We start from the raw sequence: 19,493 nt of genomic DNA, 5'->3' as shown, positions 1-19,493 counted from the left end.
GTCTGACTTCGAATGATTGAATGCATTCTAATACACACCTGTATTTGAATGTTGCGGTGAATTGGAATTCTTTTCGGTGCTAGACTTGCGCCCATGAAACGGCAACGACTTACACGCGAGCAGAGCAAAGACCAGACGCGTCTGCGTCTGCTCGACGCTGCGCAAGCGATTTTTATGAAGAAAGGCTTTGTGGCGGCGAGTGTCGAAGACATCGCGGCGGCGGCGGGCTATACACGCGGCGCGTTCTATTCGAACTTCCGCAGCAAGAACGAGTTGTTCCTCGAGCTACTGCGGCGCGACCACGAGACCATGCAGGCGGGCTTGCATGCCATCTTCGAAAACGCGACCTCGCGCGAGGAGATGGAAGAACGCGTGCTGCGCTACTACAGCGGCATGCATCGTGAGAACAAGTGCTTTCTGCTATGGGTGGAGGCGAAGCTGCTCGCCGTGCGCGACGGTCGCTTCCGCCTACGCTTTAACGCGTTCATGCACGAGAAGCTTGAACAGTTGAGCGCGTACATCCGCGAATTTTCGACGCGAGTCGGCACGCCGCTGCTGCTGCCGGCGGAGACCTTGGCGATGGGTTTGATGGGGTTGTGCGACGGCGTGCAGTTCTTCCACACGGTCGATCCGCAGAATGTGTCCGCGGAGATGACTGAAGCGGTGCTGGCGGGATTTTTCGCGCGCGTGGTGTTCGGGCGCGAGGCGTAATAGTCTGACGAAAGCCGGCGAATCAGCTCGCCGGCAATTGCGCGCAGGCGTCCGCAACCGGCGTGGCGCAGACGAACGAATACTGCCCGCTGTAGCGCAGGGCTTCTTCACCGGCATGCAGGACGACCTTGATGTCCGGGCACCGCTCGTAAGCGATGAAGGCCGAACAGGCTGCGGCGGACCAGCAAACCAGTGAAAACGCGATTTTTTCGAGAAGCTGAAAACGATGTGGCATAGCGATTGATTTCCTTTCGGGCGCTATGTTACCAGCATCTAAGGGTTTATACCTATCTAATATCCGCAATAAGCCTCGCAATAGTGTCGCGAGCGCCTTGGAAACCTGACCGGATTGTCATGTTCAGGTCAGTGTTGGGACATGGTCGGGTCGATACAATCGAATCGTTGGGCAAATCCGCGCGCGCCTTGCCGTGCGGGTCGACACAGGCGGCAGCGTTGCGCCGGCCCGGCTTTACCGAGGCAGGAGTCGTCCCATGAATCAATTGCAGTCGATGCGCGTATTCGTCAAGGTGGCCGACCTTGGCAGTTTCGTTCGCGCGGCGGGCGCGCTGGATCTTTCCACTGCTGTCGTCACGCGCCATGTCGCCGATCTGGAAGCACGGCTCGGCACGCGGCTGCTCAATCGCACGACGCGGCGCCTCTCGCTGACCGAATCCGGCACGACCTATCTGGAACGCGTGCGTCACATTCTCGACGACCTGGAAGGCGTCGAGCAGATGGTGGTAGCGCGCAATCACGAACCGGTCGGGACCTTGCGCATTGTCGCGCCTGTGGTGTTCGGGCTGCATAGTCTCGCGCCGGTGGTGCAGTCGTACGCCGAGCGTTATCCGGATGTGATGCCTGACGTCACGCTGGCGGATCGCCACGTCGATCTGGTGGAAGAGGGTTTCGACGTCGGCATTATGGTGGCGCGGCAGATGCGCAGTGCGAGCATCGTCACGCGGCGTTTGACGACCGGCTATATGACGGTCTGCGCGACGCCCGCCTATCTTGAGCGGCACGGCACGCCGGTCCGCCCTGAGGATTTGCTGACGCACCCGTGTCTGAGCCGTCCTTCTGAGCAGGGCGGCGACGAAAAGGTATTCACCGGACCCAACGGCGAAGTGCGGGTAAGGCCCACCAACGCGATTGCCGCGAACAACACCGAGATGCTGAGGCAGTTCGCCTTGCTGGGTATGGGCGTGGCGATTTTGCCGAGCTATCTGATTGGCCGGGATCTGGCGTCCGGGCGCCTTGTGCCGTTGCTCGGCGATTTCCGCCTGCCGCAAGTCGAAATCACGATTGCTTATCCGAGCCGCCTTCATTTGCCGGCCAAGGTGCGGACTTTTATCGATCACCTGGTCGCGCATTTCCAGCGAACTGACGAGCACGCGCGCGATCCACGCGATCTGATGCCGCGGCGTGCCGTAGCCAGCTCACCGGTTTATGCCGCCGGCCTGTCGGTGCCCGCATTGCCGGGCGACGCGGCGCGGCCGACGCACCAGGTTTCGCGAGCACGAAGCCTGGCGTCGTCACCGCTTTGACGGGCGTGCAGTATGCGGGAGTCTGAAGCGAACAGCAGGCCTGCCTAGATCCACACGTCGTTCGCCGCAGTGCGTTCGTTGCTTTCTTCGCCGGTGTTCTTCACGCCACGCGGTTCAATCAGCAGCAGCTTGACCTCGCGTTCGGCATACGGCTTGTGCTCCGTGCCTTTGGGCACGACGAACATTTCTCCTGCCGAGAGCAGCACAGACCCGTCGCGCATGTCGATGCGCAATTGCCCGTCGAGCACGATAAACGTCTCGTCGGTGTCCGCATGCTCGTGCCAGACAAAGTCGCCTTGGATGCGCACCAGCTTGAACTGGTAGTCGTTCATTTCCGCGACGACGCGCGGTTGCCATTGATCGCTGATGAGCTGCAGCTTTTCAGTGAAGTTGATGGCGCGCTGAGGCCGTTGAACTGTTTGATGAGTGGACATCGCGGTGCTCCTGCTGAGGGGGTAGGTGTCAGGCAGCAGCGTAGGGCGGAAGGCGCTACCGGGTCTTGTACGTTTGTGCGCGCGGCCGCGAGGCAGGGGAATATCCGTCGGGTTGCTGCTTGTTGGGTTGCCGCTTAACGCGTGCCGCGCGTCGACGGCCCGAGCATCCTGAGCCAGTGCGCCGGCGCAACGCCCCACGCACGCTTGAAGTGCCGCGTCATATGACTCTGGTCGGTGAAGCCGGCCGCCGCCGATGCGTCGGCGAGCGACACACCCTGAACCGCGAGGCGGCGCACAAGATCGAGCCGGCGCATGGTCAGATAACGGTGCGGACTCGTGCCGAACAGCGCACGAAAATCGCGCGACAGACTCCAGCGGTCGCGGCCAGCGGCGGCGGCCAGTTCGTCGAGCGTCACCGCGCTATCGAGCGAGCCAAGCATATATTCGCGCGCCCGCTCCGCCGCGAGGTAATCCACCGGACGGCGCGTCGCCGCCGCACCCGCCACGGTGTCGAGCGCGATGGTCAACTCGTAGAGCGCGTCGTCCTGTTCGAGCGAGTCGATTGCGCAGTCCATTGCGCGTAACAGGCTTTCGGTCGCAGCAAAGAGACGCGGATCGTTCGACAGGCCGCCTTCGAGAAAAGGCAGTGGCTTGCCGCCGAGCACCTGTTGGAACAGTGCCGGGTCGACATAGATCATCCGGTAATGAAAACCGTCGCGGGTACCGGCCTGGCCGTCATGCGGTTCATCGGGATGCAGCACCATCGTGCCGCCGGGCAAGCTGTTACGCGTGCTGCCGCGATAGCGAAAGCTCTGCACGCCTGCCAGCGTGCGGCCGATCGCATAGGTATCGTGCCGGTGCATGGCATAACCGGCATGATGAAAGAAGGCTTCGATTCGCTCGATGCCGCTCGTGCCGCCCGAATGCGGCGAGCGATGAATCCAGTCGGCGGTGGACTTCAGATCGGCGGAAAGTGCGTTCAGCGTCAGCACCTGCTTTTCGCTCATGCGCCGAGACCCGGCCCGTAATTGCCGCCAACCAGGCGCGTCACCGACGTCACGTCGGTGTAATCCTGCTCCGGCAAACCGTCGAGCATGGATAAGACTTCGTTGCTTGCGCCGGCTTCGCGCGCGGCGTCGACTAGTGCGTCTTTGTACGTCGGGAAACTGACTTCGCGCAAAACGTCGGCGATCTGCAGATCAATCGATTCGCCGGGAATAGCCGATGCGGTCATGCAAGCGCTCCGAGGGAGGGTGTTATCAGGTTTGCAAGTGCTCATTCTGGCCCGTGAAGCTTCGCTCCAGATGCCGCGACTTGGGCAGCGCGATAAATTGCCATTGTTGCGGACGATTCTCGTCCGTGACAGCGACGTCGGGCGCCGCCGGGGCGACGGGTGCGGAGTCGGCGCGTTCGGCAACGCTATTCGCGGTCGTGCCGTCCGGCGCGGTATGTACCGGCGCGGCAAAACACGAGGCTGACAGCGTCACCATGGTCAACAGTGTCGAGGTTTTCATCGCCCGACCTCCTAAGCTCATGCGGCGCTGACAATTGAGCAAAAGCTGTGCCCTCCCCGCGTCGAAGGGAGGGCACAACTACACGCGGCGTTGCGCTATGCGGGCAGCGTGCCTTTACTATCTTAGATGGCAAACCGCTGCGGTGCGCGCGCAAAAGAGACAAAACCTGATTGTAGATTTCGCATGATGGCAGGAAAAAGGCAACGCGGTCGCGAACGGTCGTGCCGCGTTTATATTGCGCTGCAATAAATGCCGGCGTCTAGCGCAGCACGTCGAACCGTGTCCACGGCCACGATGGCCGGTCGCGCATATAGCCGTTGAGCCAGTTCCACTGCGGATGGCGCTTCATGAACGCCTGCGCGTCGAATGGGCGGCCGCACGGATGTCCCCAGCGGGCGGTGAACGCCATATTGCGCGCCATGTCGCTGTCGACCACCTTGCCGTCGTTGGCGCCCCACGGATTGAACGGCCCTTGATCGGAACCGCCAAAGCGTGCGTCGTCCAGTTCCAGATGCCCGCAGATGGTGCGCGAGCACGGGTTATCGTTGCGGTCGAGATAGACGTCGTGATGATCGGCGATCATCGCTTTCGCGAGTTCGACATCGATCTTGCCGTGGTGCATTTCTTCGAGCTGCATGAAGCGCAAGCGGCGCGCGCCGTTCTTGCGCACGTCCGTATAGTCTTCGCCTTCACCGATGCATTCCTGGTTGCGGATCTTCAGATCGGTCGCGGTGTTGTAGCCGCTATAGAAACCGTCTTTCGTGCTTTCGAAGCCGGAATAGTGCAGCCCCAGTTCGTAGCGCGCGATCTCGCCCGTTTTGGTATCGCCGAGCAGCCAGCTGTTCGCATAGCCGCCGTTATTGGCGATTGCGAACATCTCACACCATTCGCCGATGTTGTTCGCGTATTGCGAGGCGCGCCGCGAGCGATAGAACTCCGGCGCACCCGCTGCGTTGTAGCCGACAAAGTTGGAGATGGTGGTTTCGGTCACCATCAGGCCGGCTTGGGTGACCCAGAAATCGGTGAGGCTGGAGATGCAGCCGGGCAAGCCCTGCATCAGGATGCGATTGCCGCGATCCGGCACGATGTCGAACACCACATTGAACGCGTCGCCCGCGGCGTAGCGGTCCCACGAGTTGTGCGCCATCACGATGCGGCCGTCCCGGGTGGCATTGCCGGTGGCGATGAACGCGCTGCAGTGATGACCACGGCGTCCACGCCACGGTTTCAGGCCGAGCTGCGGTTGCTGGGCCGCCGCGTGGCTCGGCCACCAGCTTTGCAGCAGATCCATGTATCCGTTCCAGGCCAGCACTTCGGCGAACGGCAGCTTCGCACCGTCGGCGATGCCCTGGATTTCGTCGGCGAATTCAGTGTCGAGTTTGTTGGCGAACTGGGCGACGGCGGCGTCGACGAAAGTATCGAAGTCTTCGCCGGTGTCCCATTTCGCAAGGTAGCGGGCAGTGCGGATCGCGTTCTGGATTTCAGCGGCAAGTAACTGGCCATGCTGCTCGCCGCGATCGTATGGCTCGCCTTCGATATGCAGAAAAATCCAGCCCGCCTGATCGCGGCGTACGGCATCGAGGGACGGTTCGCTCATCTTCGCTCCGATCGAAGGACGGGTGCCCCGGTGCGCCCGTCCTGGCGTAACGCGCGCTGCTCACAATCGCTGCAGCGGTCTCCTCATTGTAGAGAATCTGCCGTGCTTTGCACGGGCTGTGGGAGGGAAGTGTGGGTGAGCCGCCGCGCCGTGCACCCATTTCTAAATCGCTTACCCAGAACACTTAAAAAATAAAGTTTTTTAATATTCCAGAAGCGTCAACGTTACCGTTGGCACTTCTGGCTCTATTGCCTAGGTGACGAAATTTCAAGCTATTCAGACTGCACGCCAATGATCATCAGCTGTGGCGGGTAATGCGTCTCTTTCGAATAAAAGGTATAAATATCTCCGTTCTTTTTGGTGTCACCGCTGATGCAGAATGCAATCTGCTGTTGCCCTGCTTGTTGAGCCTGCTTAACGATATCGGTTACATCGATGTCGCGATATTGAACTGTTTCATCCAGATACAGGCTTGCATAGGATTTGTAATTGCAGGCAGGATGATTGTTCCACGTTACGCTATTTTCATCCCAATCCGTCGATGTTGGGTAAATATAAACCGTTTGTGCTCCACTCGACGTACTTCTTCCGCCATAGAGGTGAACTTTATATTTAAACAATGCAATTTCTTCTGCAGAGTAAGACGTTGGCATGGATGGGATTTGATATTTCAACAAAATTATTTTTTCGGGATTACTGCTCTCGCTGGCGTTGGAGGTGTCTCCCTGGACTAGTAGTTGATCACTTCCACCAAAATTCCTGTCACTGTCATATTTATTGCTTACATACGTATCGGCAATGGGGTCGAAATAGCTATGAGGCATATAACTTGTGCAATCGTAGTTATTATTCATGCAGCGTTCGGTCATGAACTTCGCCGCATCTGCTGTCCAGCCATTGATGAAATCGCCATGCGCTGTATAGATACTTCCCCATTGATCAGTACGCTGGTCGCCGTTCATGATGGGATCTAACGACAATTGAACTTTAATCAAATCCAGAGAGGCTAAGCCGGGGAATAAATAAGCGACATTCATGTTAACCGTGGGGATCTGTTTTGGATAATCAGTCGGACAGACCCCGCTGGCATCGGCATAAACTGCATTGGGTTTATGCGTCACGCCTGACGGTTTTGCAGCGATAGTGGTACCGTCCCAGCAGTTAGGAAACTGAATGCCGATATCGAGTTGTATTGATTCACCGGTCGAAGGCGGTAGACAAGTCCGCTCAGCGTTATTGGTATATTTTTTTGTATCATTGCACCAGAAATCGATGTGCTCGTTAGGTGCAGTGCCCTTATGATCGCCGGCCAAAAGCTGCAAACCAGATGGGAATGAGGTTAGCGGTTTTTTAGCGCCGTTTTGATAATATGTTTTCTGATAAGCGGGGCGCACTTCCGTGCCATCGGGCAATCTCAGCGACGGTGTCCAGTAAGCCGATGAATCAGCCAGGTCGGTACAGGTGGTGGTTGGTGCTTTTTGAAGGCTGGCATAAGTTGACGATGCATCTGTGCTGGTATTGCCAAAAAAATCATGCCACATCGCATGACCCGGCATTTCGAACATCAAAATAGCGTCATCACCCAAGGTATGGCTATAAGCACATCTGACGCTAGTTTGGTAATTATCCGCGTAAGCAGGGCGCGGTACCATGCTCATACTGCTGATAAGGACGGATAGGCTGCAGATATACCGCTTCGTACTTTTTATGTTTACCATGAAAGTACCCAATCAGTAGATTAATCGGAAATTGAAAATCCTGACCATTTTCGAAGCACGTGTTTATTAACTACCGAATGGCTCGAAACCTATGGTCAGAATTTTTTGCATACCGAATATTTGCCATGCCATACACGAACTCCCTGCTGACATGAGGCTGGGAGGTTTGGTAGGCGACGCAAAATCCGTTTGTGTACTCTACTAAATCCTGGAATTAAGCGTCAAATTTTTATTTGAAATTTTTTTACCGTATGCGCGGGACATATGGCGAGTGTTGTCATCAAAGGTTTTCTGCATCCAGTGACAAATTGACGCGAATAATGCGCCTCTTTGTTTCACTTAGGCCGGATGAATTTTATTCGGATAGTGTTCGGCTTAAAGTCATTATTCAAAATGCACGAATTTCCAGATCTTTTGTTTAGAATGCCTGGCCGCGAATGGCTCGAATACTCGAGCCCCCGCCTAGCGCGTCGGATTCATGCGGAAATACGCGTCGAGCAGCGACGTCTTGTACACCACCCCCGCCAGCTTCGGATCCGCAACGCTTTCGACTACCGGCAGCCGCTCCCCCTGAAACGCCATGAAGTGCTGCAACGCAACGCCAAGCGGCATATCCGGTGTCAGCACATCGAAATGCGGCTGCAGATAATCCGCGGCGGTTTTCGTGGCGGTGTCGCGCTTGTCGAGCAGATCGGAGGTAATGTCCTTGAGCGCGACCACGCCAAGAAACGCGCCGGACTCGTTGGCGACGTACAGATACTTCACCGGATATTCGAGGAACACGCGCGTCATGTCCTGCACGGTCGCATTCGGTGGCACGACCGTTTCGGCGGGACGGATCAGCTCGCGCATCTGCGTGGCGCGCAGACGGGTGCGCTCCTGTTCCTCCTGGTTGCGTCGCAATGTGATTTCGTACATCGACGTCTTGCCGATCGCGCGCGACACGAAATACGCGACCACGCATGACAGCATGAGCGGCAGCACCACCTGATAACTGAGGGTCATTTCGAAGATCATCAGGATCGCCATCAGCGGTGCCTGTGTAGCGCCGGCGAGAAACGCGCCCATGCCGACCATCGCATAGGCGAACGGCGCCGAGGTACCGTGCGGCCACAACGCGTGCATGCCGAGGCCGAACAGCGAGCCGACTACGGCGCCGACGAAGAGCGTCGGCGTGAACACCCCGCCGATCGCGCCCGACCCCACAGTCGCTGACGTTGCGACGATCTTGAACACCAGCACAAGGACGAGTGCCGTCCACGTCCACGGTGAATGCAGAATGGAGTTGACGACGCTGTAGCCGTTGCCCCACACCTCGGGCGTCCACACCGACAGAATACCGACGATCAGGCCGCCTAACGCCAGCCGGATGGGTAGCGGCACGGGCAGCTTGCGAAAGTTGGCTTTCGAAAAGTCCATCAGCCGCAGAAACTGCGGTGCGACCGCGCCACATAGCAGCCCGAGCGCGACGAACAGCAGCACTTCAGCACCCGCCACCGGGGGAAACACCGGCATTTCGTATGGCGGCTTGTAGCTGGTGAACTCGCGCATCGTGATGTTGGCGACCACCGCCGAGACCACCACGGGGCCGAAGCTTTCCATCACGATCGAGCCGAGCACGATTTCAGTGACAAAAAACGCGCCGGCAATCGGCGCACTGTACGCAGCGGTAATCCCGGCCGCGGCACCGCATGCGACGAGCAGGCGCAGACGCGGCGGATCGAAGTGCACCCAGCGGCCGATCAGCGACGCAGCCAGCGCCGCCAGTTGCACCATCGGCCCTTCGCGGCCGATTGAGCCGCCGCTCGAAATCGTGAAGAGCGACGACACGCTGCGCCAGAAGCTCAGCTTGACCGGCACCACCCCATCGCCGATAGCGACCGCTTCCATGTAGTCGATGTGATTGCCCTTGTCGAGGTGACGCTGCGCGATCAGCAGGAAGAAGCCGGCGATCAGGCCGCCCGCGGCAGGCAACCACACGCGCACCGTCCACGGCAAGCCGCGCGCCATTTCGACGAAGCTGCCGGACTTGCCGACCACCGCCAGTTGCAGCAACGCGATGCCCTCGCGAAAGGCAATCGTCGCGAACGCGCCCGCGACGCCGACGACCACCGACCAGACCAGCATCGTATGGGCGTCGGACAGACGGAACAGGGTTTGGGCGCGGGTGCGCAGCTTCAGCAGGAATGAAAGCACGTCGGCAGGAGAGGGCGTGATGGGTGGATGAAATGTGCGTACGGTAACAGCATCGCGCCCGCTGTCGGAAGCGGGCGCGATGCGGAAGGTTCGCGAAGGAGGGTGGCGTGGGTCAAGTCCCCGCCTTGTCGAGTTCCGGGTAGTGCCGGAAGATGCAGGCCTCGTTATGCTCGATGCGCCGCTCGGACTGGAGATAAGCGGCGATGTTCGGCCGCTCGATCACCGCGTCGTGCAGCGCCGCGAGGCGCGGATAGTGCTCGCCGAAACGCTTGAGCGCGCGCGGAAACGCGTACAGCAGACCGTCGATCAGCTGGAACATCGACAGGTCGACGTAGGTGAGCGCGTCGCCCACCATGAACGCATCGCCGGCCGGGTTCTGTTTCAGCACGCGCTCGAAGTACGTCATGAACTTCGGAATCCGGTTGTCGATGAAGTCGTGCGCGCGCACTTTGGCGGCGTCTTTCTGGTCTTCGTAGTATAGGGCGCTAGCAAGCGGATGATGCGTGTCGTGCGCTTCGGTCACCATATCCGCGATCGTCAATTGCAGTCCGTTGGCCACGTAGCGCAGGCTTTCAACCGAAGGCGCGAGATTGAGCTTCGGGCCGAGGTAGAACAGAATGTTGGCGGTCTGCGCGATCACCAGATCGCCGTCCTTCAGAAACGGCGGCGCGAACGGCGGATAGGGCTCGTCCCTGCTTTTCATCACGGTCATCATCGCGCTCGTGCCCAGGCCGTCCGACGGCTCGCCACGCGCCACTTCCACATAGTCCGCGCCGGCTTCTTCCAGCGCCAGCCGCACGAATTCGCCGCGGCCTTGCAGGCCGTCCCAATAGTAAAGTTCCAGACTCATCGATCGATCCTCATTCCGGTTGCATGAACTGGTTACGTCAGCAACCAGTATGCCGCGCATGCGTGACCGATGGTTCTCCTGAACGCACAAAACCCCGCACGCGGCGGGGTTGGGGGAAAGGCGAGGGCGCTTTAGCCGAACAGGTGCTGGACAGTCCATGTGATACCCAGTCCGCCGGCAATCAACCACATATACAGAATGAAGCCGGTGGTCAATGCGCGGGGGCCGGCCTGACGGATCTGCGAGATACGGGTTTCGATACCGAGCGCGGTCATGGCCATGGTGAGCGCGAAGGTGTCGAGCATGTTCAGCGTGCTGGTCGCGTTTTCGGGCAGCACGTGCAGCGAATTGATCACGACGAAGGCAAGGAAGCCGAGCGCGAACCAGGGAATCGCCAGCTTGCGCGGCGCGTGTTGCTTGCCGTCTTCGGCCGTTGCGTGGGCGGTCGCGCTGCGTGCCGAGCGGTTCACCCACACGCCGACGACCAGCAGCACCGGCACGAGCAGCATCACGCGGGTCATCTTGACGATGGTCGCGATGTGGGTCGCTTCCGGGCTGACATTGCTCGCCGCGCCCACCACCTGTGCCACTTCATGAATCGTGCCGCCGAAGAACAGGCCCGCGCCCACCGTGTCGAGATGCAGCCAGCCCGCCTTGAACAGCACCGGGTACAGGAACATCGAGAGGGTGCCGAACAGCACCACGCTGCCCACGGCCATTGCGCTTTTATGCGGCTTCGATTGCAGCGTCGACTCGAACGCGAGCACCGCAGCCGCACCGCAGATCGCGCTGCCCGCAGCCGTGAGCAACGCCGTGTCGCGGTCGAGCTTCATGATCTTCATGCCGGCCCACGTGCCGATCACCAATGTGCTGGCGACGATCAGAACCGATTCAGCGAGCCCGGGCAAGCCGACCTGAGCGATTTCCTGCAGGCTGACGCGCAGTCCAAAAAACGCCACGGCGATGCGCAGAAGCTTGCGCGCCGAGAAGTTGACGCCGGCCGCCCAGCTTTCAGGCATGCCGTCGCGCAGCGCGTTGCCGTAAATGGCGCCCGCCACGATGCCGACGATCAGCGGGCTCAAACCCAAACCGGCGATGGCCGGGATGGCAGCGATGCGCGTCACGGCTGCGGCAAACAGCGCAACGAACAGAATGCCGTTGAGCTGGCCGCGGGTCGATGATCCCGACGACCCGGCGGATGTGGCAGAAGCGGTGAGATGAGCGGTGGGCATGGCGTAGCGCCTTCCTATGACTGTCTTGATTCGATAGGTCCAATCCTAAATTAGATATATCGATATGAAAAATCATGATTTAGGATGTAAGGTATCGGCTCTACGGATACTTCGACCGCCATGACCCCGGATCAACTTATAACGTTTGCCGCTGTCGCCGAACATCGCAACATCAGCCGGGCGGCTGTGGCACTGCATTTATCGCAGCCGGCGGTGTCCGGCCAATTGCGGCAACTCCAGGACGAATTCGGCGAGCCGCTTTATCTGCGCGATGGCCGCGGCGTGCGCCTCACGCCCGCCGGCGAGCAACTCGCCAGCTATGCCGCGCGGCTGCGCGATACATGGCGGCAGGCGCATGCCTACCGTGACGCACTGCGCGGCCTCGAGCAGGGCACCTTGCGCATCGGCGCAAGCACGACGCCCGCGAGCTATCTGCTGCCCTACCTGATCGCCGACTTTCATCGCCGCTATCCCGACGTGACACTACATACCGCCGACGGCAACACCTCGGACATCGTCGGCGCGCTGGGTTCGGTGGATATCGCCATGATCGAAGGGCCGGTCGGCGTGGATTTGCCGCCTGACACCGCGGTGCATGCGTGGCGCGAGGACGAGATCGTCGCGATCATGCCGCGCACGCATCCGCTCGCGCAGGCGGGGGGCGCCGGCGAGCCGGGCATGGCGGACGGGCTGCGCATCGATGGCGGGCGGGCGGAACTGGCGGCATTCGGCCCGTATCCGCTGGTGTTGCGCGAAGCCGGGTCGGGCGTGCGGCAGATCGTCGAACGGGCCTTTGCCCGGGCGGGTGTGCCGATGCGCGTGGCACTGGAGATTGCCGGCGTCGAAGGCGTGAAAGAGGCGGTGCGGGCGGGAATGGGCGTCGGTTTCGTCTCGGCGATGTCGATGCGGCACGAGGACGGCGCGCTGTGCCGGTTCTCGTTGAGCCCCGAGCCGCTGACGCGGCGGCTGTCGATTCTGGTGCCCCACGCGAGCGCGCCGTCGCGGGTCGTCGAGCAGTTCCTTGCGTTATGTCTCGTGGACGGGCCTTGATCGGGTTCTCCTGGGGATTTCCACTATGGTGCACGACGGCTGGCTCGGCGCACTATTCGGTCAACCAAGGCGCTTCGGCGCTTTTTTTCGAAGCGTGTTTGGAACCGGTTCCAGACGCTGATCAAGAGACAGGTTTGCGTAAATTCGACATGGCTGATGCAGTTGACGTAGTGATCGTCGCAAGCGCATTCGGGATGGACGCGGTTCGCACGGACGGTCATCTGAAGTGGGCCGAGGTGAGCAGGCAGGCCGGCGCGGCGGCGTTCGAAGTGCGCCGCGAGCTGTTCGCCGACGAAGCCGATGCCGCACCGCAGGCATTGAGCGCGCTCGGCAAATCGATCGCCGAACTGGGCTTGTGGTCGGTGTATTCGACGCCCGCATCGCTGTACACGTCCGACGGACTCCTCGACGCCGACGCACTGCGTCTCTCGCTTGACGAAGCGACGGCGCTCGGCGCCCGCTTCGTGAAGCTGCAACTCGGCGGATTCGCCGCCGAGGCCAATGGCGCGGCGATTGCTGATCACCTGAGCGGTGCGAACCCGCGGCTTGTCGTCGAAAACGGTCAATTGGCCGAGGGCGGCTCGCTCGCGCAGTTCGTCGGGCTGTTCGACGCGTTGGCGCGCGAAGGCTGTGCCGGCGTGCTCGGCATGACCTTCGACATGGGCAACTGGGCATGGCGCGAGGTCGCGCCGCTCGATGCCGCCGGGCCGCTGGCTGCTCACGTCGAATACATCCATTGCAAGACGACGGTGGGCGAGGGCGCACGACGCTTTCCCGCCGCGCCGGCCGCTGGCGACACGCAGTTCGCCGCGGTGCTCGACACGCTGCCGCGCCACGTGCCGCGCGGCATTGAATTTCCGTTCGACGCGAACCGTATCGATGAGGACGCGGCGCACTATGTCGCGTGGCTGGCCGCCGCGTAAGTGGCGCGTAGGACCTGAGAGAGCAGTACAAAAAACGCCCGGCAACCAGCGCGTGTGGAGAAGTGCACGCGGTACGGGCGGCAGCATACGCAGCGAAGCGCAAGCAATGCGGCGCAAGCAGGACAACACACGCAAAAACAGGCAGCAAACAGAAACACGCAGGAGCGAAGGATGAGCAACACAACCGCAGCACTCGACGTCATCACCTACGGCGAAGCGATGGCCATGTTCGTGGCCGCCGAACCCGGCGCGCTCGCCGGCGTTGGGCAATTCACCAAGCGCGTCGCGGGCGCCGATCTGAATGTGGCGATCGGTCTCTCGCGATTGGGTTTCAAGGTGGGCTGGATGAGCCGGGTTGGCAACGATTCGTTCGGCCAGTACGTGCGCGACACGCTGACGAACGAGGGCATCGACCAGCGCTGCGTCACCACCGACGCGCGCTACCCGACCGGTTTCCAGCTGAAGTCGAAGAACGACGACGGCAGCGATCCAGCCGTCGAGTACTTCCGCAAAGGGTCGGCGGCGAGCTACCTGTCGTTGGCCGACTACGCGGCCGACTATGTGCTGCCCGCGCGCCATCTCCATCTGACAGGCGTGGCGCCGGCAATCTCCGCGAGCTCGCGTGAACTCGCGTTCCATCTGGCGCGTGAAATGCGTGCCGCCGGCAAGACCGTCTCGTTCGATCCGAATCTGCGCCCGACGCTGTGGCCGTCACGCGCCGCGATGGTCGAAGGCTTGAATGCGCTCGCCGCTTTGGCCGACTGGGTGCTGCCCGGCATCGGCGAAGGCGAGATCCTGACGGGCTACACGCAGCCGGACGACATCGCAAAGTTTTATCTCGACCAGGGCGCGCGCGGCGTGATCATCAAACTCGGCGCGCAAGGCGCGTACTTCCGCACCACCGACGATGCCGCCGTGATTGCGGGTCAACCGGTCGCGAAGGTGGTGGACACGGTCGGCGCGGGCGATGGCTTCGCCGTCGGCGTGGTCAGCGCGCTGCTCGAAGGCAAGCCGCTCGCGCAAGCGGTCGCGCGCGGCAACCGCATCGGCGCGCTGGCGATCCAGGTGATCGGCGATTCCGAAGGTCTGCCGAGCCGCGCCGAACTCGACGCGCTTGAACTCGCCGAAGTGCCGCGCGTTGCAAGCGCGGCCTGAGTGCGCGGATGTAATGCACAACGTGTCATCCAGCGCATTCCGCGATTCAGCACTGGCCAGCAGTAGCTGGCTCGATAACAGCAAGAGCGCTCGAACAGCGCCCCATGACAGCCCATCATTGTTTTCGGGAAGCCGCAAAAGGAGATTCCCATGACTTCATCGCTCGCGATTCGCCGCTGGTGGACGATCATGCCGATCGTATTCATCACGTACAGCCTCGCCTATCTCGATCGCGCGAACTTCGGTTTCGCATCGGCCGCCGGCATCAACCAGGATCTCGGTATTAGCAAAGGGCTGTCGTCGCTGATCGGCGCCCTGTTCTTCCTCGGCTATTTTTTCTTCCAGATTCCCGGCGCGATTTACGCGGAACGCCGCAGCGTCAAGAAACTCGTGTTCTGGAGCCTGGTCCTGTGGGGCGGTTGCGCGGCGCTGACTGGCATGGTCAGCAATATCCCCTCGCTGATGGTGATCCGCTTCGTGCTCGGCGTGGTTGAAGCCGCGGTGATGCCGGCGATGCTGATTTTCATCAGCAACTGGTTCACGAAGAGCGAGCGCTCGCGGGCCAATACATTCCTGATTCTCGGCAATCCGGTGACGGTGCTGTGGATGTCGGTGGTGTCGGGCTATCTGGTGCATTCGTTCGGCTGGCGTCACATGTTCATCGCTGAAGGCGCGCCCGCGATCATCTGGGCCGTGTGCTGGTGGTTCATCGTGCAGGACAAGCCGCAGCAGGTGGCGTGGCTCACGCAGCAGCAAAAGGACGACCTCGCCGAAACCTTGCGCGCCGAACAGGCCGCGATCAAGCCGATGCGTAACTACAGCGAAGCGTTCCGCACGCCCGCTGTGATCAAGCTGTGCGCGCAGTATTTTTGCTGGAGCATCGGCGTGTATGGTTTCGTGCTGTGGCTGCCCTCGATCCTGAAGAACGGTTCGACGCTCGGTATGGTCGAAACCGGCTGGCTTTCGGCGTTGCCTTATCTGGCTGCAACGATCGCGATGCTTGCGGCTTCATGGGCATCGGATAAACTCAACCGCCGCAAAGTGTTCGTGTGGCCGTTCCTGCTGGTCGGCGCGGTTGCGTTCGCCGCGTCGTATGCGCTCGGTTCCACCCACTTCTGGATTTCGTACGCGTTGCTGGTGATTGCCGGCGGCGCGATGTATGCGCCGTATGGGCCGTTCTTCGCGATCGTGCCGGAACTGCTGCCGAAGAACGTCGCGGGCGGTGCGATGGCGCTGATCAACAGTATGGGCGCGCTCGGTTCGTTCGTCGGCTCGTACGTGGTCGGCTATCTGAATGGCGCGACCGGCTCGCCTGCGGCGTCGTATGCTTTCATGAGCGTGGCATTGGTCGCTGCGGTGATTCTGACGCTGATCGTCAAACCACAGCAGCAAGCGCAGACCGCGGCCGCCACGCTCGCTACACCGTTGCAAGGAAAAAGCTGATGAAGAAGATCGTCGCCTGGAAGTCGCTGCCTGAAGATGTGCTCGCGTATCTGCAACAGCATGCGGAAGTCGTGCAGGTCGACCCCGCGCAGCACGACACATTCGTCGCCGCATTGAAGGATGCGGACGGCGGCATCGGTTCGAGCGTAAAAATCACGCCGGCGATGCTCGAAGGCGCGAGCCGGCTGAAGGCTTTGTCGACCATCTCGGTGGGCTTTGACCAGTTTGATGTGGCCGACCTCACGCGCCGCGGCATTGTGCTCGCGCATACACCGGACGTGCTGACCGAGTCCACGGCGGATACCGTATTCTCGCTGATCCTCGCGTCGGCGCGGCGGGTGGTCGAACTGGCGGATTGGGTGAAGGCCGGCCAGTGGAAGCACAGCATCGGGCCGGCCCATTTCGGCGTCGACGTGCAGGGCAAAACGCTCGGTATTGTCGGACTGGGACGGATCGGCGGTGCGGTCGCGCGGCGTGCGGCGCTTGGCTTCAACATGAAGGTGCTGTATACGAATCGCAGCGCGAACCCGCAGGCGGAACAGGCTTACGGTGCGCGCCGCGTCGAGTTGGCGGAGCTGCTTGCCACCGCTGACTTCGTCTGTCTGCAAGTGCCGCTCACGCCTGAAACGAAGCACATGATCGGCGCGGCGGAGTTCAGGTCGATGAAGCAGAGCGCGATTCTGATCAATGCATCGCGCGGCGCTACGGTCAATGAACAGGCGCTGATCGAAGCACTGCAAAACGGCACGATTCACGGCGCGGGTCTCGACGTGTTCGAAACCGAGCCACTGCCGGCCGATTCGCCGCTGCTGAAAATGGCGAATGTGGTCGCGCTGCCGCACATCGGTTCGGCGACGCACGAGACCCGCCATGCAATGGCGCGTAATGCGGCGGAAAATCTCGTCGCCGCGCTCGACGGTACCCTGGCGACGAACATCGTCAACCGGCAAGTGTTGAAGAAATGAGCACGCCGCCGCTTGCCGCCGCCCGACGCGCGACGATTACTGACGTCGCGCGCGAAGCCGGTACCGGCAAGACCAGCATCTCGCGCTACCTGAATGGCGAGATAAGCGTGCTGTCGCCGGAATTGCGCGCGCGCATCGAGGCGGCCATCGAGCGTCTCGACTATCAGCCTAACCAGATGGCACGCGGCCTCAAGCGTGGCCGCAATCGCCTGATCGGCATGCTGCTCGCCGACTTGACGAATCCGTACACCGTCGAAGTACTGCAAGGCGTGGAAGCCGCTTGCCACGCGCTCGGGCTGATGCCGCTGATCTGCCATGCGGCTAATGAAGTCGAAATGGAACGGCGCTATCTGCAATTGCTGACCACGTACCGCGTGGAAGGCGTGATCGTGAACGCGCTCGGCGTGCGCGAGGAAACATTGCGGCCGGTAGGCGGCGGGGGGATTCCGGCGGTGCTGGTCGATCGTTCGGTAGATGGGCTTGTCGCCGATATGGTCGGGCTGGACAACCGGGCGGCGGCCGAGCTCGGCACGCGGCATCTGCTCGAAAACGGCTTCGACGATATCTGGTTTGTCGTGCAGCCCTTCGAGCAGGTCAGTTCACGGCAACTGCGTGAGGCGGCGTTTCGTGAGGTGATGAGCGGCGAGGGCCACGAAGGCAGGATTCGCGGGAAAGGCGAAGACGGTGCAAACCGCGGAAACGATGAAAGCAGCAAGGGCGGCGCGCGTGGGCATACGCTGGTGTTGAACCTTGGCGAGCCGGCGGCCGTGGAGCGTGCCCTCGCCGAACTGGACCGCGCAATCGATGCAGCTGGCGATCCTGCCGGCGCCATGGCCAGAGTGACAGGTCGCGCCGAACGCAACGCCTTAGATGACGCCACAGGCGATGCCGCTCGCAAAGCCTCGGCTAACGCCACCGGCAAAACCACGCGCATCGCCTTGTTCGCGGCGAACGCGCCGGTCGCGCTATGCCTCGCCCTGCATCTGAAAGCGCGCTACGGCGCGGATTGGCAGGCGCGCGTCGCGCTGCTGTCGATCGACGATCCCGAGTGGGCCGAATTGACCGGCGTCACGACGATCCGTCAGCCGACTTACGAGATCGGCTACCGCGCGGTCGAGTTCCTCCATGAACGCATCGAAGGGATTCAAACCACCGCACGCGATTGCCTCTTGCCAGGCGAATTGATCGTCCGCGCCTCAACTTCGCGCTGATCTGCGATCATTCGGGCTGCGGCGCGCAGCGGGTGCGCGTCGATCATCGCAAGGAAACTCATGGTTGTTGCACCGATTACTCTCTCGAGCCTCGCCGTCGCGACCCTGTTCGTCGCCGCCTTACCGTTCCTGATCTACCGTCGTCTGCGCCGGCCGCTTGCGCTGAATCCCCGCGACGCGATCATCGGCATCGCCATATTCGCGCTGTTCGCCATGGTGATCGAGCGCGCGCTGAACGACTACGTGCTGCATCGGAACGAAGCGACGGCCACCTTCCTGTCCAATCCACTGGCTTTCGTGGTGTACGGCGCGCTGGTCGCCGGTATCTGCGAGGAAGTGGGACGTTTCATCGGGATGCGTCTGTTGCTCAAGCGCGCGGCGGCGAAGTCCGCGTCCTCCGTGGCGGGCCAGGGCGACGGCACAGCATTGACTTATGGCCTCGGCCACGGTGGCGCTGAAGCCTGGCTGGCCGGCGTGCTGGTGCAGCTTCAATGGGTCCTGTTCGCCGTCTTTGAAAACCGCGGCGAGCTGGACGGCTACCTGAGCAATCTGCCGACCGACTCGATAATGCGCATCCACCTGATTCTCGCCAGCCTGACGCCGCAAACGGCCGGCATTTTCGCGCTCGAACGGGTGGCCGCGCTGGTGTTCCAGATCGGCTTGTCGGTGCTGATGTGGCGCGGCGTGCGGGCGGGCTGGCGCGGCATTCTGCCGCTCGCGATTGCGCTGCACGCGCTGGTCGACGTGCCGGCAGCGTTGTTTCAGGCGCAGCTCATGCCGCTCGCCGCAGTGGACGGTATGTATGCACTGGGGGCGGTGATTGTCGCGGGCTGGTTGTTCAGCGTGTTCCGTCGCCCGGCGGTTGCCGCGTAAGCCTGTTGTGAGCCGCTTGTTACACAGACCATCCGTGATTCACTAACTTTCGGCGTACCCTTTCGGTACACCGTTCAGGC

At 61.2% G+C, this 19,493-nt stretch carries 19 protein-coding genes; 9 read left to right on the top strand and 10 right to left on the bottom strand.

Features of this window, described 5'->3' with window-relative positions:
• Positions 1–93: 93 nt before the first annotated feature.
• Positions 94–711: a TetR/AcrR family transcriptional regulator gene (locus PQQ52_RS28875; RefSeq protein ID WP_408219091.1), complete on the top strand. Its 618-nt coding sequence runs from the start codon at positions 94–96 to the stop codon at positions 709–711.
• Between the two features lie 22 nt (positions 712–733).
• Here PQQ52_RS28875 and PQQ52_RS28870 read toward each other — a convergent pair whose 3' ends face one another.
• Complete coding sequence (locus PQQ52_RS28870; RefSeq protein ID WP_408219089.1) at positions 734–946, bottom strand: hypothetical protein; 213 nt, start codon at positions 944–946, stop codon at positions 734–736.
• Between the two features lie 256 nt (positions 947–1,202).
• Between PQQ52_RS28870 and gvmR the strand changes: the two genes are divergently transcribed.
• Positions 1,203–2,252 (top strand): transcriptional regulator GvmR, encoded by a 1,050-nt coding sequence (gene gvmR / locus PQQ52_RS28865; RefSeq protein WP_408219086.1) that lies wholly within the window; start codon positions 1,203–1,205, stop codon positions 2,250–2,252.
• 44 nt (positions 2,253–2,296) lie between these two features.
• Here the strand turns inward: gvmR and PQQ52_RS28860 are convergent, their stop codons facing one another.
• The 9 genes from PQQ52_RS28860 to PQQ52_RS28820 all read right to left on the bottom strand — a co-directional run bounded on the left by PQQ52_RS28860 (position 2,297) and on the right by PQQ52_RS28820 (position 11,793).
• Positions 2,297–2,686: a cupin domain-containing protein gene (locus PQQ52_RS28860; RefSeq protein ID WP_408219084.1), complete on the bottom strand. Its 390-nt coding sequence runs from the start codon at positions 2,684–2,686 to the stop codon at positions 2,297–2,299.
• Positions 2,687–2,820: 134 nt separating this feature from the next.
• Positions 2,821–3,693 (bottom strand): AraC family transcriptional regulator, encoded by an 873-nt coding sequence (locus tag PQQ52_RS28855; RefSeq protein WP_408219081.1) that lies wholly within the window; start codon positions 3,691–3,693, stop codon positions 2,821–2,823.
• Positions 3,690–3,920: a DUF2795 domain-containing protein gene (locus PQQ52_RS28850; RefSeq protein ID WP_408219078.1), complete on the bottom strand. Its 231-nt coding sequence runs from the start codon at positions 3,918–3,920 to the stop codon at positions 3,690–3,692. The genes PQQ52_RS28855 and PQQ52_RS28850 overlap by 4 nt, the downstream gene beginning before the upstream one ends.
• 25 nt (positions 3,921–3,945) lie before the next feature.
• Complete coding sequence (locus PQQ52_RS28845; protein ID WP_408219075.1) at positions 3,946–4,200, bottom strand: hypothetical protein; 255 nt, start codon at positions 4,198–4,200, stop codon at positions 3,946–3,948.
• A 259-nt stretch (positions 4,201–4,459) separates the two neighbouring features.
• A complete protein-coding gene (locus PQQ52_RS28840) occupies positions 4,460–5,797 on the bottom strand; it encodes a C45 family autoproteolytic acyltransferase/hydrolase (RefSeq protein WP_408219074.1) in 1,338 nt (445 codons plus the stop codon).
• A 272-nt stretch (positions 5,798–6,069) separates the two neighbouring features.
• Positions 6,070–7,449, bottom strand: coding sequence for a CBM96 family carbohydrate-binding protein (locus PQQ52_RS28835; RefSeq protein ID WP_408219071.1), 1,380 nt, complete (start codon positions 7,447–7,449; stop codon positions 6,070–6,072).
• A 528-nt stretch (positions 7,450–7,977) separates the two neighbouring features.
• Positions 7,978–9,711: a ClcB-like voltage-gated chloride channel protein gene (locus tag PQQ52_RS28830; RefSeq protein ID WP_408219069.1), complete on the bottom strand. Its 1,734-nt coding sequence runs from the start codon at positions 9,709–9,711 to the stop codon at positions 7,978–7,980.
• Positions 9,712–9,823: 112 nt separating this feature from the next.
• Complete coding sequence (locus PQQ52_RS28825) at positions 9,824–10,561, bottom strand: glutathione S-transferase (protein ID WP_408219067.1); 738 nt, start codon at positions 10,559–10,561, stop codon at positions 9,824–9,826.
• A 131-nt stretch (positions 10,562–10,692) separates the two neighbouring features.
• Positions 10,693–11,793, bottom strand: a complete 1,101-nt coding sequence (locus PQQ52_RS28820) for a YeiH family protein (RefSeq protein ID WP_408219064.1) — start codon at positions 11,791–11,793, stop codon at positions 10,693–10,695.
• Between the two features lie 120 nt (positions 11,794–11,913).
• On the opposite strand from PQQ52_RS28820, the gene PQQ52_RS28815 reads away from it, so the two are divergent.
• From PQQ52_RS28815 to PQQ52_RS28785, 7 genes are all read left to right on the top strand, one after another.
• The gene (locus PQQ52_RS28815; protein ID WP_408219061.1) at positions 11,914–12,843 is read left to right on the top strand and encodes a LysR family transcriptional regulator; all 930 of its coding nucleotides are present in this window, start codon (positions 11,914–11,916) and stop codon (positions 12,841–12,843) included.
• 149 nt (positions 12,844–12,992) lie between these two features.
• Entirely contained in the window at positions 12,993–13,766 is a 774-nt protein-coding gene (locus PQQ52_RS28810) for an IolE/MocC family protein (protein WP_408219059.1), read from the top strand.
• Between the two features lie 171 nt (positions 13,767–13,937).
• Positions 13,938–14,921, top strand: coding sequence for a sugar kinase (locus tag PQQ52_RS28805; RefSeq protein WP_408219056.1), 984 nt, complete (start codon positions 13,938–13,940; stop codon positions 14,919–14,921).
• Positions 14,922–15,071: 150 nt separating this feature from the next.
• The gene (locus PQQ52_RS28800) at positions 15,072–16,364 is read left to right on the top strand and encodes an MFS transporter (RefSeq protein WP_408219053.1); all 1,293 of its coding nucleotides are present in this window, start codon (positions 15,072–15,074) and stop codon (positions 16,362–16,364) included.
• On the top strand, positions 16,364–17,329 hold the full coding sequence (locus tag PQQ52_RS28795) for a 2-hydroxyacid dehydrogenase (RefSeq protein WP_408219050.1): 966 nt from the start codon (positions 16,364–16,366) through the stop codon (positions 17,327–17,329). The genes PQQ52_RS28800 and PQQ52_RS28795 overlap by 1 nt, the downstream gene beginning before the upstream one ends.
• Entirely contained in the window at positions 17,326–18,540 is a 1,215-nt protein-coding gene (locus PQQ52_RS28790; RefSeq protein WP_408219048.1) for a LacI family DNA-binding transcriptional regulator, read from the top strand. The genes PQQ52_RS28795 and PQQ52_RS28790 overlap by 4 nt, the downstream gene beginning before the upstream one ends.
• 60 nt (positions 18,541–18,600) lie before the next feature.
• Positions 18,601–19,413, top strand: a complete 813-nt coding sequence (locus PQQ52_RS28785) for a YhfC family intramembrane metalloprotease (RefSeq protein ID WP_408219045.1) — start codon at positions 18,601–18,603, stop codon at positions 19,411–19,413.
• Positions 19,414–19,493 lie beyond the last annotated feature (80 nt).

The organism is Paraburkholderia sediminicola, from assembly GCF_046030555.1.
GTDB lineage: Bacteria > Pseudomonadota > Gammaproteobacteria > Burkholderiales > Burkholderiaceae > Paraburkholderia > Paraburkholderia sediminicola_E.
This window is presented reverse-complemented; position numbering and strand designations above follow the sequence as displayed.

What these genes read in the sequence shown, in the direction of transcription:
- PQQ52_RS28875 (WP_408219091.1), top strand. Translation starts at nt 94, where the DNA reads ATGAAACGGCAACGACTTACACGCGAGCAGAGCAAAGACCAGACGCGT.
- PQQ52_RS28870 (WP_408219089.1), bottom strand. Translation starts at nt 946, where the DNA reads ATGCCACATCGTTTTCAGCTTCTCGAAAAAATCGCGTTTTCACTGGTT.
- gvmR (WP_408219086.1), top strand. Translation starts at nt 1,203, where the DNA reads ATGAATCAATTGCAGTCGATGCGCGTATTCGTCAAGGTGGCCGACCTT.
- PQQ52_RS28860 (WP_408219084.1), bottom strand. Translation starts at nt 2,686, where the DNA reads ATGTCCACTCATCAAACAGTTCAACGGCCTCAGCGCGCCATCAACTTC.
- PQQ52_RS28855 (WP_408219081.1), bottom strand. Translation starts at nt 3,693, where the DNA reads ATGAGCGAAAAGCAGGTGCTGACGCTGAACGCACTTTCCGCCGATCTG.
- PQQ52_RS28850 (WP_408219078.1), bottom strand. Translation starts at nt 3,920, where the DNA reads ATGACCGCATCGGCTATTCCCGGCGAATCGATTGATCTGCAGATCGCC.
- PQQ52_RS28845 (WP_408219075.1), bottom strand. Translation starts at nt 4,200, where the DNA reads ATGAAAACCTCGACACTGTTGACCATGGTGACGCTGTCAGCCTCGTGT.
- PQQ52_RS28840 (WP_408219074.1), bottom strand. Translation starts at nt 5,797, where the DNA reads ATGAGCGAACCGTCCCTCGATGCCGTACGCCGCGATCAGGCGGGCTGG.
- PQQ52_RS28835 (WP_408219071.1), bottom strand. Translation starts at nt 7,449, where the DNA reads ATGGTACCGCGCCCTGCTTACGCGGATAATTACCAAACTAGCGTCAGA.
- PQQ52_RS28825 (WP_408219067.1), bottom strand. Translation starts at nt 10,561, where the DNA reads ATGAGTCTGGAACTTTACTATTGGGACGGCCTGCAAGGCCGCGGCGAA.
- PQQ52_RS28820 (WP_408219064.1), bottom strand. Translation starts at nt 11,793, where the DNA reads ATGCCCACCGCTCATCTCACCGCTTCTGCCACATCCGCCGGGTCGTCG.
- PQQ52_RS28815 (WP_408219061.1), top strand. Translation starts at nt 11,914, where the DNA reads ATGACCCCGGATCAACTTATAACGTTTGCCGCTGTCGCCGAACATCGC.
- PQQ52_RS28810 (WP_408219059.1), top strand. Translation starts at nt 12,993, where the DNA reads ATGGCTGATGCAGTTGACGTAGTGATCGTCGCAAGCGCATTCGGGATG.
- PQQ52_RS28805 (WP_408219056.1), top strand. Translation starts at nt 13,938, where the DNA reads ATGAGCAACACAACCGCAGCACTCGACGTCATCACCTACGGCGAAGCG.
- PQQ52_RS28800 (WP_408219053.1), top strand. Translation starts at nt 15,072, where the DNA reads ATGACTTCATCGCTCGCGATTCGCCGCTGGTGGACGATCATGCCGATC.
- PQQ52_RS28795 (WP_408219050.1), top strand. Translation starts at nt 16,364, where the DNA reads ATGAAGAAGATCGTCGCCTGGAAGTCGCTGCCTGAAGATGTGCTCGCG.
- PQQ52_RS28790 (WP_408219048.1), top strand. Translation starts at nt 17,326, where the DNA reads ATGAGCACGCCGCCGCTTGCCGCCGCCCGACGCGCGACGATTACTGAC.
- PQQ52_RS28785 (WP_408219045.1), top strand. Translation starts at nt 18,601, where the DNA reads ATGGTTGTTGCACCGATTACTCTCTCGAGCCTCGCCGTCGCGACCCTG.